A 15,601-nucleotide genomic window follows, 5' to 3' on the forward strand; every position below is an offset into this window, starting at 1 on the left:
GGCCATGCGTCAAACGCATAACCCTGAATCGGTTGAGGTGGCCATGGGGCTGTGTCAACCATGGCCACGCTCATACCCGCAAATGCTGCAGGCGTGAAACCCTGCCTGTAAAATCAGCAGCTTCAGCCGGACCCCGTGGCAGGGCGGCTCCGTGGCGCAGGCGGCGCCCATTTTTTGGCCCTCCAAGGGCAGACTCTCATGCTTTACCCTCAAGAATTCGACGTGATCGTGGTCGGTGGCGGCCATGCCGGAACTGAAGCAGCGCTGGCGGCTGCGCGCATGGGCTGCAAAACCTTGCTTCTGTCGCACAACATCGAAACGCTGGGGCAGATGAGTTGCAACCCCAGCATTGGCGGCATCGGCAAGGGCCATCTGGTCAAAGAGGTCGATGCTTTGGGTGGTGCCATGGCGCTGGCCACCGATGAAGGCGGTATCCAGTTCCGCATCCTGAACAGCTCCAAAGGTCCGGCTGTGCGCGCCACCCGCGCCCAAGCCGACCGCATTCTGTACAAAGCCGCCATCCGCCGCATGCTGGAGAACCAGCCTAACCTGTGGCTGTTTCAGCAGGCGGTGGACGACCTGATGGTCGAAGGTGACCGGGTGGTGGGGGCCGTCACACAGGTGGGCATCCGCTTCCGTTCGCGCACGGTGGTGCTGACCGCGGGTACGTTTTTGGACGGCAAAATTCATGTGGGTTTGCAAAACTATGCGGCGGGCAGGGCGGGCGACCCGCCAGCCGTCAGCTTGTCGGCGCGCCTGAAAGAGCTCAAGCTGCCGCAAGGACGTCTCAAAACCGGCACGCCGCCGCGCCTGGATGGGCGGACCATTGATTTTTCGAAGTGCTCCGAGCAGCCCGGCGACGGCATGCCCGGTGGCATGAACCCCGAAGGTGGGGTGCCGGTCTTCAGCTTCATGGGCAAAGCCGAGATGCACCCGCAGCAAATGCCGTGCTGGATCACCCACACCAACGAGCGCACGCACGAGATCATCCGTTTGGGCTTTGACCGCAGTCCCATGTTCACCGGCAAGATCGAGGGCGTGGGCCCGCGCTATTGCCCGAGCGTTGAAGACAAGATCAACCGTTTTGCCGACAAGGACAGCCACCAGATTTTTCTGGAGCCTGAAGGCCTGACCACGAACGAGTATTACCCCAACGGCATCTCGACCAGCTTGCCGTTTGACATCCAGTACGACTTGGTGCGCTCGATGAAGGGGCTGGAGAACTGCCACATTCTGCGCCCCGGCTACGCCATCGAATACGACTACTTTGACCCGCGTGCGTTGAAGAACAGCTTCGAGACCCGGCAGATCAACGGCTTGTTTTTTGCGGGCCAGATCAACGGCACCACCGGTTACGAAGAAGCCGCCGCCCAAGGCTTGTTTGCGGGCATCAATGCCGCGCTGCAATGCCGGGGCGAAGCGGCCTGGACGCCAGCGCGTGACCAGGCTTACTTGGGTGTGCTGGTGGACGACCTGGTCACCCAGGGCGTGACCGAGCCTTACCGCATGTTCACCAGCCGGGCCGAGTTCCGCTTGCAGCTGCGCGAAGATAATGCCGATGCCCGCCTGACCGAAGTGGGCCGCCAGATGGGCTTGGTGGACGATGCGCGCTGGGAGGCCTTCAGCCGCAAGCGCGATGCTGTTTCACGTGAAACAGAGCGCCTCAAGTCCACCTGGGTGAACCCGCGCAATCTGCCTGCCGAAGAATCGGTTCGGGTGCTGGGCAAGGCCATTGAGCATGAGCACAACCTGTTCGACTTGTTGCGCAGACCGAATGTGTCGTATCAGGCGCTGATGTCTTTGGACGAAGGCCGCATGGCCAGCGCCGATGTTTCACGTGAAACCCTGGGTGATTTGAGTGAGCCCGTCATCGAACAGGTCGAGATCGCCGCCAAGTATTCCGGCTACATCGATCGCCAAAAAGGCGAAGTAGAGCGGGCTGCTTTTTATGAGCACCTGCGCCTGCCAGAAAGCCTGGATTACATGCAGGTCTCGGCCTTGTCGATCGAAGCCCGCCAAAAGCTGGCCAAGCACCGCCCCGAGACCCTTGGGCAGGCCTCGCGCATCTCGGGCATCACACCCGCCAGCGTGTCGCTGCTGCTGATTCACCTGAAAAAAGGCGGCTTCAAGGGTTTCATGCAAGCCGCCGAGGAAGGTGCGCAGGCATGAGTTTGAATTTGGAAGAGGGCCTGCGCTTGGGGGCCAAGGCCCTGAATTTGAACTTGTCGGATGAACAAGTCCAGCGCCTGTTGGGCTATATGGCGCTGATCCAGAAATGGACCAAGGTTTACAATCTGACCGCTGTGCGTGACCCGGCGGACATGCTGACGCACCACCTGCTGGACAGCCTGACGGCCATTGCGCCTTTGTCCCGGCACACCCAAGGTCAACCGCGCAAGGTGCTGGATGTGGGCTCGGGTGGTGGCCTGCCCGGTGTGGTCTTGGCCATTTGCATGCCCGAGCTGAATGTGACTTGCGTGGACACCGTGGCCAAAAAAGCCGCGTTTGTGCAGCAGGTGGCGGTGAGCCTGAAGTTGCCCAATTTGCGCGGCATCCATGCCCGGGTCGAATCCTTGACCGATCCTTATGACGTGATTTGCTCACGCGCCTTCGCTTCTTTGCCCGACTTTGTGACCTGGTCACGTTCGGCCTTGGCCGAGGGCGGGGTCTGGATGGCCATGAAGGGCAAGCACCCGCAGGACGAAATCGACGCCTTGCCTGCCGACGTCAAAGTGTTTCACGTGGAACCATTGACCGTGCCCGGGCTGGACGTGGAGCGGTGCATGGTCTGGATGAAGCCTGAGGCGGCGACGCCGGCCTGACCGGGGCTTGCTGTGAAGTCACAGCGTACAGGGGCGGCTTGTGGGTGAAGACAGTCCGCTGCTTGTGAATGCCTTCGTGCCCAACAGAGACCCGCCCGCAGCAGGCGGCACCGGCAAAACAGCCCCCTTTGGGGTGGTCCGGGCGGTGTTTCACGTGAAACAAGACGCCTTGCTTGGCCATCACCGCGCAGGCATCACTTACACTCAGCCCATTCCCATTTAAAGAAAAACCATGTTCGGCATCTCGGATTACGGCGCTTTTGCCGCAGCTTTTGTGCTGCTTTTGTTCTTGCCAGGCCCCGGCAATCTGGCCTTGATCAGCTCTGCCAGCAAGGGCGGGGTGGCTGGTGGCTTGGCGTCGGTGTTGGGCTTGTTGTTGGGTGACCAGATTCTGCTGTGGCTCACGGTGGCCGGCGTGGCGGCCATGCTCAAGACCTTGCCTGTGCTTTTCATGGCGGTGCAGTGGTTGGGTGCCGCGTATTTGGCTTGGTTGGGGTTCAAGATGATCACGGCCAAAGCGGGTGAAGGCCCCAGCATTCAAATCACGCCCGGACGTTACTTTCGTGAAACCATGTTCATCACCTTGCTCAACCCCAAGGCAATCATGTTTTACTTTGCGTTTTTCCCCCAGTTCATTGACCCGGTTCACCATCAGGGGTGGATCACCTTCGCCGTGATGGCGTCGACCATTGCGGTGCTGGGCTTCATTTACTGCTTTGGCGTGGTGCTGATCACGCATTTCATGGCAGAACGCCTGCGCGCCAATCCGGCCGTGTCGGGCTTTTTGCAAAAACTGGCGGGCGTTTGCCTGATCGGTTTCGGACTCAAGCTCGCGTTCACCAAATAAACCGGACAGACCCCCATGGCCAAAATTTTCTGTGTTGCCAACCAAAAGGGTGGCGTTGGCAAAACCACCACCACCGTCAACTTGGCGGCTGGTTTGGCCAAAGTCGGGCAGCGCGTGTTGCTGGTCGACCTGGACCCGCAGGGCAATGCCACCATGGGCTCGGGCATCGACAAGCGCGCGGTGGAGCTGAGTGTTTACGACGTGCTGCTGGAGTCCGCTTCGATTGCCGAAGCGGTCGTCAAGGCCGACAAATGCGGCTATGACGTGCTGAGCGCCAACCGTGAATTGGCGGGGGCCGAGGTCGAGTTGGTGCAGCTGGAGCACCGCGACCAGCGCCTGAAAAACGCCTTGGCCGTGGTGGATGCCGATTACGACTTTGTGCTGATCGATTGCCCGCCATCGCTGTCCATGCTCACCCTCAATGGCCTGTGCTCGGCCCACGGCGTGATCGTGCCCATGCAGTGCGAATACTTTGCCTTGGAAGGCCTGACCGATCTGGTCAACACCATCAAACAGGTGCATGCCAACCTGAACAAGGACCTCAAGATCATTGGCCTGCTGCGGGTGATGTTTGACCCGCGCATCACGCTGCAGATGCAGGTGAGCGACCAGCTCAAGGCCCACTTTGGCGACAAGGTGTTTGACACCGTGATCCCGCGCAATGTGCGCCTGGCCGAAGCGCCCAGCTACGGCTTGCCCGGCGTGGTGTTTGACCCGTCGGCCAAGGGCAGCCAGGCCTATGTCGACTTTGCGCAAGAACTGGTCGTGCGCGCCCCAACCCTTTGAGATGGCTTCGACTTCTGTTTTGATCTTGCCTGGCTGGCAAGGCAGTGGCCCAGACCATTGGCAAATGCGTTGGGCGCACACGCATGGCTATGCGGTGGTGGCGCAAGACGACTGGATGCGCCCAAAGCGCGGCGATTGGCTGGCGCGCCTGGACGAGGTGGTCATCGACACGCCCGGCCCATTGGTGCTGGCGGCGCACAGCCTGGGTTGCATCCAGGTCGCGGCCTGGGCTGCGGTCTCTCGCCACACGGCGCGGGTGGCGGGTGCTTTGCTGGTCGCCCCCGGCGATGTGGAAGCCGAGACCGTGCGCGAACTGTTGCCGGGCTGGAGCCCCATCGTTCGCCAGAAACTGCCCTTTGCCAGCATTTTGGTCGGCAGCCAAAACGACCCGTATTGCCGGGTCGACCGGGCGCAAGCCCTGGCCCGGGACTGGGGTGCCGAATTTGTGGACCTGGGCGCCGCCGGGCACATCAATGCCGAATCACAACTGGGGGACTGGCCTGCGGGCCATGCCCTCTTGAACCGATTGACGAAGGAAACCTGACCATGGTCACCAAAAAACCCAAAGGCCTTGGCCGCGGACTCGAAGCCCTGCTGGGCCCCAAAGTGCAAGACGCCCCCGCCGCCGACATGACAGCCGAAACGGGTGTGCCCACCCAGCTCAAGCTCGACCAAATGGTGGCGGGCATGTACCAGCCGCGCACCCGCATGGACGAGGGCGCTTTGTACGAGCTGGCCGAATCCATCAAGGCGCAGGGCATCATGCAGCCAATTCTGGTGCGTCAGCTCACCGATGGCGAGAACGCAGGCAAATACGAGATCATCGCGGGCGAACGGCGCTTTCGTGCTTCGCGTTTGGCGGGCTTGGAATCTGTCCCTGTTTTGGTGCGTGATGTGCCCAACGAGGCCGCTGCGGCCATGGCCCTGATCGAGAACATCCAGCGCGAGGACCTGAACCCGCTCGAAGAAGCCCAAGGCCTGCAACGCCTTATTAAAGAGTTTGGGCTCACTCACGAAGCGGCCGCACAGGCCGTGGGCCGCTCGCGCAGCGCGGGCAGCAACTTGCTGCGTTTGCTCAACCTGGCCGATCCGGTGCAGACCATGCTGATGGCGGGCGACCTGGACATGGGCCATGCCCGTGCTTTGCTGTCTTTGGACAAAGCCACCCAGATCACGGCGGCCAACCAGATTGCGGCCAAAAAACTGTCGGTGCGCGAGGCCGAGAGCCTGGCCAAAAAGCTGGGTGCTGAGTTCAATCTGGTCACGCAAAAGCCCAAGAAAGAAAAGTCACGCGATGTGCGCCGGGTTGAAGAAGATCTGTCGGACCTGTTGATGGCGCAGGTTGAGGTGCGTGTCAAAAAACGCGTCAAGCGCTTGGGCAAGATGGAAGAGATGGGCGAGCTCAGCATCCAGTTTGGCTCTTTGGACGAACTCAACGGCTTGATTGAAAAGCTGCGCGGCTGAAACACACCATGGCGCAAGCGCAAAAACCGGTCCCCATTTTTTGGCGAAACTTGTTTCGCCCGGATGGGTTTTTGCGCCAGGAAATGCTCACCATCTATTTGATGCTGGTGAGTGTCACCACTTTTTTCGGATTCTTGTTTACACCGGTCAAGCTGGTGTCGCAAGGCAATTTGGTGGTGTCGGTACTGGCCGTCTGTTTGCTGATGGTGGTGCGTGTGCGGGCCTTGTTTGAGATCATTGTGCACACCATCATGGCCTTGCTGGTGATGCTGATTGTGTTCACGGCCACCCAGACCGGCGGTATCAATTCGACATCGGTCGTTTGGCTCAGCGTGTTGTCTGTTGCTGTTTTGCTCTTGTTGGGTCGGGCAGCCACGCTGGCCTGGATTGCCATCATGCTGTGCTGCATCTGGGGCCTGACGCTGGCCACCTGGATGGGCTGGGTCAGCAGCCATGTCCACAACGCATCGTCGTCGTTCATTGGCTGGGCTTGGCTGAACCATTTGCTGGCCCTGATGAATTTGATGATGGGTGTGCGCATCTATGAACATCTGCAACAGGTGCAGTTGCGCAAGCTCAATCAGCGCAACGAAGAGATCAAGGCGACCCACCAGGCACTGATTCAGGCGCAAGCCCACAAGGACGAATTCGTGGCGGCGGTGGGGCACGAATTGCGCACGCCGATGAACGCCATTTTGGGTTTCAACGGTGTGCTGCGTCGTGAGCTGGAGGACGATCCACAGCAGCTAGCGGTGGTGGGGCACATCCGTCGCTCAACCGAGCATTTGCTGCAAGTGGTCAACGACATTCTTGATTTTTCGCAATTGCAAGCGGGCAAATTGCACCTGAACCCGGTGGACTACGATGTTCGTGCCTTGTCCGACGAGCTGCAACAACGCCACGGAGACAAGGCCCGCAGCAAAGGGATTGATTTGCACGTTCACCGCGATCCGGCTTTGCCTTTGCGCTTGCATGGCGACCGCAACCGCCTGCTTCAGATCCTGAACAACCTGGTGGACAACGCCATCAAGTTCACGGCCGAGGGGTCGGTGGACGTGAAATTGATTGCCCAGGGCGAATGGTTGCGGCTGGAGGTGCGCGATGCCGGGCGCGGGATTCCGCCTGAGCGGCAGCAACACATTTTTCGCCGCTTTGAACACGCAGATGTGCAAACCAATCGAGCGTATGGCGGCACGGGCCTTGGCCTGACTTTGTGTGAAAAGCTGGTCAGTTTGCATGGCGGAAAAATTGGCGTTGTCAGCCAGCTGGGGCTTGGCGCCATGTTCTGGCTTGAGATCCCGCTGCAGGCCGCGCAGGACCAAAGCCCCGCAGACCTGCGCGATGACGGCCTGAGCGACGAGGCGCTGAACATCTTGGTTGTCGATGACAACCCGGTGAACCTGATGGTGGCGCAGTTGCAATTGCAAAAATGCTGGCCCAAGGCACAGATCACCACCGTGGACAGCGGTGCCAAAGCGCTGCCGCTGCTGGACGCCCAGATGTTTGATGTGGCGCTGGTGGACATGATCATGCCGGTCATGGATGGCATGCAGCTCACGCAGCACATTCGTCAGCATTTTCCGGCCATTGCCGCACACATGCCGATCCTGGCGCTGACCGCCAACACCAATCCGGTGGACCGCGACAAGTGTCTCGCTGCAGGCATGAACGATGTGCTGCACAAACCCATGGACGAGGCCGTTTTGATGCGCACCGTGGCCCATCAGGTGCGCCTGGCGCGGGAGGCCCGGCTGTGAACCGCAACACCTGGCTTGAGCAATGGGCGTCCCGTATCGCTTTGCGGGTACCCGTGCGTTTTCAGCTGGGCAAGATGCCTTATGCGTTCTTCTTTGCGCAAGTGGTGTCGGTGTTCTTGTTGGTGTTTGCTGTGATCAGCCCGTATCCGTATGCCCCGGTGATTTTCAGCTTGTTTGCTGTGTTTTTGCAGGTGCTGCTTGTTTGTATTCAGCGCGGCATGTCGTTGAATTTGGCCATTCATCTCGGAACCGGTTTGGGGGCCATCATTTTGCTTTACAGCGCGTGGGTGTCCGGCGGCATCCACTCGCCTCGCCTGTCTTGGCTGCTGATCTTGCCGCTCACGCCTTTTTATGTGATCAACCGCAGATCGGGCATTTTCTGGCTTGCGGTGGTGATGGCTTTGCAGGTGTTCATCGCCGTTGCCAGCCACATGGCGTGGGTGCCCGTTTTTGAGATCGGGGATGCACATGTGCTGTCCTCGTTCATGGTCTATACGCTGGTGACCTGTGTGCTCATTGTGGTGCCCTTGATGTATGACCACATGTACCGCCAGGCGTTAGAGGCCAGCCGCGACCATCAGCGCGAATTGGAAGAGCGGCGCGAAGAGCTGGAACACGCTTCACAGATGCGCGAGCATTTCATTGCCAACGTCAGTCACGAACTGCGCACCCCGATGAATGCGATTTTGGGGTTCAATGCTTTGCTGCTGGCCCGCTTGGGTGACAAGCCCGAGGCCCGCAAGGTGCTCAACCACACGCGGCAATCGGCCGATCACCTGATGACGGTGATCAACGACATCCTGGACTATTCGCAATCGCAGGCTGGTCGTCTGGTGATTCAACCGGAAACCTTTGAATTGCGCAAAACGGTGGAAGACGCGTTTGAGCTGTTCTTCCCCCGCGTCAAGAGCATGGAACTGGCCTACCGCATCGAGCTGGACCCGGCCCTGCCCCAGTGGGTGCACACCGACCGCCACCGCCTCATGCAGGTTTTGGTGAACTTGTTGGGCAATGCGCTCAAATTCACGCACCAGGGCCAAGTGGTGTTGCGTGTCCAGTGGCAAAACCCGGGCGTGTTGTTTGCCGTGCAAGACACGGGCATCGGCATTGCCAAAGACCGGCAAGCGCAAATTTTCAACCGCTTCAGTCAGGCCAATGGCGACATTCAGGCGCTGTACGGTGGCAACGGGCTGGGGCTGGCGATTTCGCGCACCCTGGTGCAGCTGCTGGGTGGGGACATCGACTTTGAAAGTGAACCCGGGCAAGGCTCTCGTTTTTGGTTTCATTTGCCATTGACGGCTTGCCCTGAGCCGCAACAGAAACCGTCTGCGGCCCGGATGGAGGTGCAGACGGCGCAGCTGCCGTGGCGCTTTCTGATTGCTGACGACCACCCGGTCAACCGTTTGCTGGCCCGTCAGGTGCTGAAAAACGCTTGGCCGCACAGCCACATTGTGGAAGTGTCGGATGGGCTGCAAGCTGTGGACATGTTGCGCGAACAACCGTTTGATCTGGTCCTGATGGACATGGTCATGCCGGTGATGGATGGCATTGTGGCCACCCAGATGATCAGGACCCAGTTGCCAAGCGCTGTGCGGGATGTGTTGATTTTGGGGTTGACGGCCAACGTCAACCCGGTTGATCTGGATGCTTTCAGGAAAGAAGGTCTGGACGATGTGATGCTCAAACCGTTTGAGCCGGATTTGTTGTGTGCCAAAGTGGAGCACTGGTTGCTCCAGCGGAATTGAGCGTTGCAGATGAAGACCCTGTCGAACTTGTTGAAAGTGGATGCCTTTTTAGACGGCCTGCACGAAGACGCCAATGCCCAGTGGCGGACGGGGCTGTTGCGAGCCTGTCTGCTTGCGCTGGTGGCCAGTTCGTTGATGTTTTACGGGACATACCAGCCTGCCTATGACCACAACATCCACCTGCTGGCGACAGCGTTCTACCTGGTCTTGTTGGGGGCTTTGCAGTGGGGGGCTTTTTATGTGCCCATCACACATTTGGGTTTTCTGATCTCAATCCTTCACATCGGCTTGGTGGCCAGCCAGAGCGGCGGCATCAACTCGGTCACCATGGTCTGGATGACGGTGGTGACCTTGCCTGCCACCTTGCTGCTCAGCCGGCTTGCCGCCATTTTTTGGGGAACAGTGGCTCTGTTGGTCACCTGGCTCATGTTGGCGCTGACCAAGGCCGGGGTGCTGGACAACATGGCGACCATGAGCAACGACATCATGGCTTGGACATTGGTGAACAAAGTGCTGGTGGCCTGCATGGCGATGGGGGTGGTCTGGCTGGCCGAGCGCATGCACAGCCAGCAGGTCATGCAGATTGACAAGAGCAACCTGGCGCTCGAAGAAACACACCGCGCCTTGCGTCAGGCGCAGGCTCACAAGGACGAATTCATCGCGTCGGTGGGCCACGAGTTGCGTACACCCATGAACGCAATTTTGGGGCTCAATGGCATTTTGCGAAGCGAGCTGTCAGCCAAGGCCGAAGACGCCGAGATCGTTGACCACATCCGCCGCTCCACCGAACAGTTGCTGCGTGTGGTCAATGACATTCTCGATTTTTCGCAGCTGCAGGCCGGACAACTGTCTTTGCGCGAAGACCGGTTTGAGCTGAGCGAAACCGTGCAAAGCGTGCTGGACCTGTTTGCCGAAAAAGCCCAGGCCAAGGGGCTGGATATCCGCCTTGAAGACAGCATGGCTCAAGGCATGTGGGTGCAAGGTGATCGGCAGCGGCTGATCCAGGTGCTCAATAATCTGATCGACAACGCGGTCAAATTCACGGCACGCGGCCATGTGGTGGTGCGCGTCAAGAGCGTGGGCATGGGCGTGCTGTTTGAAGTGGAAGACTCGGGCATTGGCATTGCGGCCAACCGGCAGCAACAAGTGTTCAACCGCTTTGAACATGCCGACTCCCAAACCAACCGCCAATACGGCGGCACGGGCCTGGGCCTGTCTTTGTGCGAGCGGCTGGTCAGCTTGCAAGGCGGGCATATTGGGGTGAGCAGCGTGCTGGGGCATGGCACCACCTTCTGGTTTGAGTTGCCTCTGAGCATGACGGCCGCCGACGATCCTTTTGTGGTTCAACAGCTCGACAAGTTGATGGGGCATCGTCTGCGCATCTTGCTGGTGGACGACAACGCCGTGAACTTGATGGTGGCGCGGCTGATGCTGAAAAAACGCTTGCCGAAGGCCGAAATCACCGAGGCCAACGGTGGCGCTGTGGCGTTGGATTTGTTGCGTGAACAGACCTTCGATCTGGTGCTGATGGACATGGTGATGCCCGACATCGATGGTCTGCAGGCCACCCAAATCCTGCGTGAAAATTTTCCTAAACCTGTGTGTGATGTTCCCGTGCTGGGCCTGACGGCCAGCAGCAATCCGGTAGACCGAGACCGGTGCCTGGACGCGGGCATGAACGAGGTTTTGCACAAACCCCTGGATGAGACTCAACTGGTGGCGCAGTTGTCCAGACTGTCTTGGCTCGCGTCTTCGGAGGTCCACCGATGAAGCGCACACCGTTTGACAACGTCCTGGAGCGCATTACGCCCCATCTGCCTGAGCGCTTCCAGCAAGGCAGGATGCCGTACTTGTTTTGTCTGGTGCTCATCATGATCATTGCCATGTTGCTGATCGCGCTGGTCACGCCCTATGACAACGGCATACCGGTTCCATTGGGTTTTGCCATTGTTTTGGTGATGCTGTTGGTGGCGTTCAGTTACGGCATGCCGCTTTCGGTGGCCGTTCACATTGGTGTGATCGCCGGACTGACACAAGTCACCTATGCTGGCTGGATGTCGGGGGGTGTTTTCTCGCCCCGCCTGGCTTGGTACACCTTGATCCCGCTCATTCCGTTTTATGCCATCAGCCGCCGCGCAGGCTTTTTTTGGCTGACGGTGGTGATGGTCTTGTTGAGTGGCATGTCGTATGTCACATGGCATGGCTGGCTGCCCCCTCACCCCACCGTCGGTCTGGCGCAGGTGCGTTCATCTTTTGTCAGCATTGTGGTCACCATGGTGCTGATCCTGTCGGTGGTGTTCTTGTACGAGGGCCTTTACCGCAAGGCCTACAACGAGCGCCTGAAGCGCCGTCAGGAGTTGGAAGACAGACGCCTGGAGCTAGAACGTACCTCGGATTTGCGTGAGCAATTCATTGCCAATGTAAGCCATGAATTGCGCACGCCGATGAACGCGATTTTGGGCTTCAATGCCATGCTCATGAGCCGCGCCAATGGCAACCCACAGGCACTGAAAATCCTCAACCACACGCGGCAGTCGGCTGACCATCTGATGACGGTCATCAACGATGTCCTGGATTATTCACAGCTGCAGGCCGGCAAGATCCGGGTGCAGTACGAAACATTTGCGCTGCACGACACGGTCCAAAACGCTTTCAGCCTGTTCAATCCGCGCGTCAAAAGCATGCATCTGCAATACCGCTGCGAGATCGGCGAAGGTGTGCCTGAATGGGTCAATACCGACCGCCACCGCCTGATGCAGATTCTGGTGAACCTGCTGGGCAACGCCATCAAGTTCACGCACCAAGGCCATGTGACCTTGCGTGTCGAGGTGGACGGCCAAGGGGGGGGGCGTGGCGATGAAAAAGGTGACGTGAGCGTCGTCAAATTTTCGGTGCAAGACAGTGGCATCGGCATTGCCGAGCACCAAAAGCCCAGAATCTTTCAGCGCTTTGCACAGGCGGGCGATGACATCCAGTCGCGCTATGGCGGTACGGGCCTGGGCCTGTCGATCACCCAGCGCCTGGTCGAGCTGATGGGCGGAAAAATCGGCTTTGACAGCACTTGGGGCCAGGGCTCGACGTTTTGGTTCACTTTGCCGCTGACGGCACAGGTCGCACCACCCAAGCCCGTGGCCAACGTCGATATTTACAAAAACACCAACCCGCAGCGGCTGAATTTTCTGGTGGTTGACGACCACCCCATCAACCGCCTGCTGGTGAAAAAAGTGCTGACCAACCACTGGCCACACAGCAAAGTGGTGGAAGCCGAAGAAGGCTTGCAAGCGATGGCCGCCGTGCAAAAAGACCGTTTCGATGTGATCTTCATGGACATGGTGATGCCCAAGATGGACGGCATTGAGACCACCCAGGCGCTGCGCCGTGAACTCGACGAAGCCACACGCAACACCCCCGTGTTGGGGCTGACGGCCAACGTCAACCCGCAAGACCTGGAGCGCTTCAAGGCGGCAGGCTTGGACGACGTCATGCTCAAGCCATTTGATCCGGTGCAGTTGTGCACGCAGATTGAAGAGTTGATTTTGAACCGGCGGTCAGCCTGATTCAGGCAGACCTTTGCCCGCCAGTTCAGGAGGGCAGGGCTGCCCTCACATCGAGAAAATCTTCCCCGGGTTCATGATGTTGTGCGGGTCCAGCGCCCGCTTGATGGTGCGCATCATGTCCACCGCACCTTCGCCGGTTTCGGTGCGCAAGAAGTCCATCTTGTGCAGGCCAATGCCGTGCTCGCCGGTGCAAGTGCCGCCCAAGCGCAGGGCGCGGTTGACCAATTGCTGGTTCAAGGCTTCGGCCGTCTCGCACTCGTGCGGGTTGTTGGGGTCGATCAGGTAGCCGAAGTGGAAGTTGCCATCGCCCACATGGCCCACCAAAAAGTAAGGCAGCCCGCTGGCATCGGTTTCGGTGATGGAGTCGAGCAAGCAGTCGGCCAGGCGGCTGATCGGCACGCAGGTGTCGGTGCTGATGGCGCGGCAGCCGGGCTTGCTTTGGATGGCCGCAAAGTAAGCGTTGTGTCGCGCTGTCCACAGGCGCGTGCGCTCTTCGGGGGTGGTGGCCCACTCAAACGCATTGCCGCCAAACTCGCTGGCGATCTCTTGCACCGTTTCGGCTTGTTCTTTGACGCCCGCAGGTGAGCCGTGAAACTCCATCAGCAGCATGGGCTCTTCTCGCAGGCCCAGCTTGGCGTAGGCGTTGACCATGCGCACCGTGTTGTGGTCGATCAGCTCCACCCGGGCAATCGGCACGCCCAGCTGGATGGTCTGGATCACGGTGTGCACCGCGGCCTCGATGCTCGGGAAAGAGCAGATTGCGGCCGAGATGGCTTCGGGCAAGGGGTACAGGCGCACGGTGATTTCGGTCATCACGCCCAGCGTACCTTCGCTGCCCACCATCAGGCGCGTCAGGTCGTAACCGGCGCTCGACTTCTTGGCGCGAGTGCCAGTGCGGATGATTTCGCCTGCTGCGGTGACCACTTCCATGGCCAGCACGTTCTCGCGCATGGTGCCGTAGCGCACGGCGTTGGTGCCGCTGGCGCGGGTGGCGCTCATGCCGCCAATGGTCGCGTCCGCGCCCGGGTCGATCGGGAAGAACAGGCCGGTTGATTTGATCTCTTCATTGAGCTGCTTGCGCGTCACGCCGGGCTGCACCGTCACAGTCAGGTCTTCGGCGTTGATGCACAGCACCTTGTTCATGCGCGTCAGGTCGATGCTGATGCCGCCTTGCACCGCCAGCAAATGCCCTTCCAGCGACGAGCCCACACCAAAGGGGATCACCGGCACCTTGTGCTCGGCGCACAGCTTGACGGCGTCTGCCACGTCTTGGGTGTTTTCGGCAAACACCACGGCGGCGGGCGGCGGCACATGGGTGAAAGCCGACTCGTCGCGGCCATGCTGCTCACGGATCACCAGCGCAGTCGAGCAGTTGTTGCCAAAGCGGACCTTTAAGGCTGTCAAAAAGGCCTCGGGCACAGCGCGTTGCGCGACTTCGGGGGCCAGGTGAGCGGCGGCGGTGGGGGCGTTCATGGTGTCTCCTGAGGTGGCGAGTAGACCCCGCCATGCATGCGAAAACGCAGTTTACGCCGCAAATCCCGGTCTTGTTGTCCGCTGTCAGACAAGTTGCAGCCAGTTGGCTGACAATTGATGGTCTTTGGCGCGACCCATCTTTGTGGGGCACTTCCCCAGACGCCGCACCCTTGAGCGAACAAAAAAGAAAGCAACACCATGGGCAACCGACTCACACAAATCGCCACCCGCACCGGCGACAACGGCACCACCGGCTTGGGCAACAACCAGCGTGTGTCCAAAAACAGCTTGCGCGTGCACGCCATGGGCGAGGTGGATGAACTCAATTCCCACATCGGCCTGTTGTTGTGCGAAGACATGCCTGCGGGTGTGCGTGAGGTGTTGGTTGAGGTGCAACACCAGCTGTTCAACCTGGGGGGGGAGTTGTCCATTCCGGGTTTTGAATTGCTCAAGGAAGAGGCCGTGGCGGCACTCGACGCCGCGCTGGCCACCTACAACGCCCAGTTGCCCAAGTTGGAGGAATTCATCTTGCCCGCAGGCACACGCGGTGCCGCTCAGGCCCACGTTTGCCGCACCGTGGCCCGCAGGGCCGAGCGTGCGTGCGTCGCGCTGGGTAATGAAGAAGCCATCAATGAAATGCCGCGCCAATACCTCAATCGCTTGTCCGATTTGATGTTTGTGTTGGCCCGTGTGCTCAACCGCATGAACGGCGGCGATGACGTGTACTGGAAAAGTGCGCGCATGAGCCAGGACGCTGACGCCAAGTGAAGCGTTCAGGGGTCATGGCATGGGTGGGCGCGGCCTTGTGGGCCAGTCAAGTGCATGCCGCTACTCAAATGGTCACCTTGTCGTGCGCTGTGGCTTACATGCCCGAGCGCAGCACCTGGGTGCGCGAAGTGCAAATCGACTGGGATCGCAAAACCATTCGCGCTGTGCGCATCGATGGCTTGGCGCCCTACAGCTACTCGGTCAATCCACAAGGGCTGTCCACCGCCATCGACAACGAACGCATCCAGCTTGACTTGAACCAGGCGCAGTGGTCCAGCGACTTCCGAGGCTTGGCCTCAGGTCGCGGGCGCTGTGATGTCGTGGCCCCGTCTTGAGGCTGTCACCTAGGCGCGCTTTTTGAGGGTTGTCGCAGGTGACAGCC

At 59.7% G+C, this 15,601-nt stretch carries 13 protein-coding genes; 12 read left to right on the forward strand and 1 reads right to left on the reverse strand.

Translation table 11 applies throughout. The features are described 5' to 3' along the window. The first annotated feature begins 198 nt into the window (after positions 1-198). The 10 genes from mnmG (at position 199) to B9Z33_RS03435 (ending at position 12,978) form a co-directional block, all read left to right on the forward strand. Complete coding sequence (gene mnmG, locus B9Z33_RS03385; RefSeq protein ID WP_108285574.1) at positions 199-2,169, forward strand: tRNA uridine-5-carboxymethylaminomethyl(34) synthesis enzyme MnmG; 1,971 nt, start codon at positions 199-201, stop codon at positions 2,167-2,169. Then, positions 2,166-2,822 carry a 16S rRNA (guanine(527)-N(7))-methyltransferase RsmG gene (gene rsmG, locus B9Z33_RS03390; RefSeq protein ID WP_108285575.1) on the forward strand — a complete coding sequence of 219 codons (657 nt, stop codon included), beginning with the start codon at positions 2,166-2,168 and terminating at the stop codon, positions 2,820-2,822. The genes mnmG and rsmG overlap by 4 nt, the downstream gene beginning before the upstream one ends. A 232-nt stretch (positions 2,823-3,054) precedes the next feature. After that, the gene (locus B9Z33_RS03400; protein ID WP_108285577.1) at positions 3,055-3,669 is read left to right on the forward strand and encodes a LysE family transporter; all 615 of its coding nucleotides are present in this window, start codon (positions 3,055-3,057) and stop codon (positions 3,667-3,669) included. Between the two features lie 15 nt (positions 3,670-3,684). After that, positions 3,685-4,455: a ParA family protein gene (locus B9Z33_RS03405; protein ID WP_108285578.1), complete on the forward strand. Its 771-nt coding sequence runs from the start codon at positions 3,685-3,687 to the stop codon at positions 4,453-4,455. 1 nt (position 4,456) lies between these two features. Continuing rightward, on the forward strand, positions 4,457-4,999 hold the full coding sequence (locus tag B9Z33_RS03410) for an alpha/beta hydrolase (RefSeq protein WP_108285579.1): 543 nt from the start codon (positions 4,457-4,459) through the stop codon (positions 4,997-4,999). A gap of 2 nt (positions 5,000-5,001) precedes the next feature. Beyond that, positions 5,002-5,919 (forward strand): ParB/RepB/Spo0J family partition protein, encoded by a 918-nt coding sequence (locus B9Z33_RS03415; RefSeq protein WP_108285580.1) that lies wholly within the window; start codon positions 5,002-5,004, stop codon positions 5,917-5,919. Between the two features lie 83 nt (positions 5,920-6,002). Further along, positions 6,003-7,676: an ATP-binding protein gene (locus B9Z33_RS03420; RefSeq protein WP_158270168.1), complete on the forward strand. Its 1,674-nt coding sequence runs from the start codon at positions 6,003-6,005 to the stop codon at positions 7,674-7,676. Further along, complete coding sequence (locus B9Z33_RS03425; protein WP_146183815.1) at positions 7,673-9,421, forward strand: ATP-binding protein; 1,749 nt, start codon at positions 7,673-7,675, stop codon at positions 9,419-9,421. The genes B9Z33_RS03420 and B9Z33_RS03425 overlap by 4 nt, the downstream gene beginning before the upstream one ends. A gap of 9 nt (positions 9,422-9,430) precedes the next feature. Further along, positions 9,431-11,191, forward strand: coding sequence for an ATP-binding protein (locus B9Z33_RS03430; protein WP_108285583.1), 1,761 nt, complete (start codon positions 9,431-9,433; stop codon positions 11,189-11,191). After that, positions 11,188-12,978 carry an ATP-binding protein gene (locus B9Z33_RS03435; protein ID WP_108285584.1) on the forward strand — a complete coding sequence of 597 codons (1,791 nt, stop codon included), beginning with the start codon at positions 11,188-11,190 and terminating at the stop codon, positions 12,976-12,978. Before B9Z33_RS03430 ends, B9Z33_RS03435 begins: the two co-directional genes overlap by 4 nt. Positions 12,979-13,023: 45 nt before the next feature. Here the strand turns inward: B9Z33_RS03435 and B9Z33_RS03440 are convergent, their stop codons facing one another. After that, a complete protein-coding gene (locus B9Z33_RS03440; RefSeq protein WP_108285585.1) occupies positions 13,024-14,451 on the reverse strand; it encodes an FAD-binding oxidoreductase in 1,428 nt (475 codons plus the stop codon). 198 nt (positions 14,452-14,649) lie between these two features. Between B9Z33_RS03440 and B9Z33_RS03445 the strand changes: the two genes are divergently transcribed. Both B9Z33_RS03445 and B9Z33_RS03450 read left to right on the forward strand, forming a co-directional pair. Continuing rightward, positions 14,650-15,219: a cob(I)yrinic acid a,c-diamide adenosyltransferase gene (locus B9Z33_RS03445; RefSeq protein WP_108285586.1), complete on the forward strand. Its 570-nt coding sequence runs from the start codon at positions 14,650-14,652 to the stop codon at positions 15,217-15,219. After that, positions 15,216-15,554: a hypothetical protein gene (locus B9Z33_RS03450; RefSeq protein ID WP_146183816.1), complete on the forward strand. Its 339-nt coding sequence runs from the start codon at positions 15,216-15,218 to the stop codon at positions 15,552-15,554. The genes B9Z33_RS03445 and B9Z33_RS03450 overlap by 4 nt, the downstream gene beginning before the upstream one ends. Positions 15,555-15,601: the final 47 nt, after the last annotated feature.

Origin of the sequence: Limnohabitans sp. T6-20 (genome assembly GCF_003063505.1) — a bacterium.
Classification (GTDB): domain Bacteria; phylum Pseudomonadota; class Gammaproteobacteria; order Burkholderiales; family Burkholderiaceae_C; genus Limnohabitans_A.

Coding starts and splice junctions, on each gene's coding strand:
- mnmG (WP_108285574.1), top strand. CDS start 199: ATGCTTTACCCTCAAGAATTCGACGTGATCGTGGTCGGTGGCGGCCAT.
- rsmG (WP_108285575.1), top strand. CDS start 2,166: ATGAGTTTGAATTTGGAAGAGGGCCTGCGCTTGGGGGCCAAGGCCCTG.
- B9Z33_RS03400 (WP_108285577.1), top strand. CDS start 3,055: ATGTTCGGCATCTCGGATTACGGCGCTTTTGCCGCAGCTTTTGTGCTG.
- B9Z33_RS03405 (WP_108285578.1), top strand. CDS start 3,685: ATGGCCAAAATTTTCTGTGTTGCCAACCAAAAGGGTGGCGTTGGCAAA.
- B9Z33_RS03410 (WP_108285579.1), top strand. CDS start 4,457: ATGGCTTCGACTTCTGTTTTGATCTTGCCTGGCTGGCAAGGCAGTGGC.
- B9Z33_RS03415 (WP_108285580.1), top strand. CDS start 5,002: ATGGTCACCAAAAAACCCAAAGGCCTTGGCCGCGGACTCGAAGCCCTG.
- B9Z33_RS03420 (WP_158270168.1), top strand. CDS start 6,003: ATGCTCACCATCTATTTGATGCTGGTGAGTGTCACCACTTTTTTCGGA.
- B9Z33_RS03430 (WP_108285583.1), top strand. CDS start 9,431: ATGAAGACCCTGTCGAACTTGTTGAAAGTGGATGCCTTTTTAGACGGC.
- B9Z33_RS03435 (WP_108285584.1), top strand. CDS start 11,188: ATGAAGCGCACACCGTTTGACAACGTCCTGGAGCGCATTACGCCCCAT.
- B9Z33_RS03440 (WP_108285585.1), bottom strand. CDS start 14,451: ATGAACGCCCCCACCGCCGCCGCTCACCTGGCCCCCGAAGTCGCGCAA.
- B9Z33_RS03445 (WP_108285586.1), top strand. CDS start 14,650: ATGGGCAACCGACTCACACAAATCGCCACCCGCACCGGCGACAACGGC.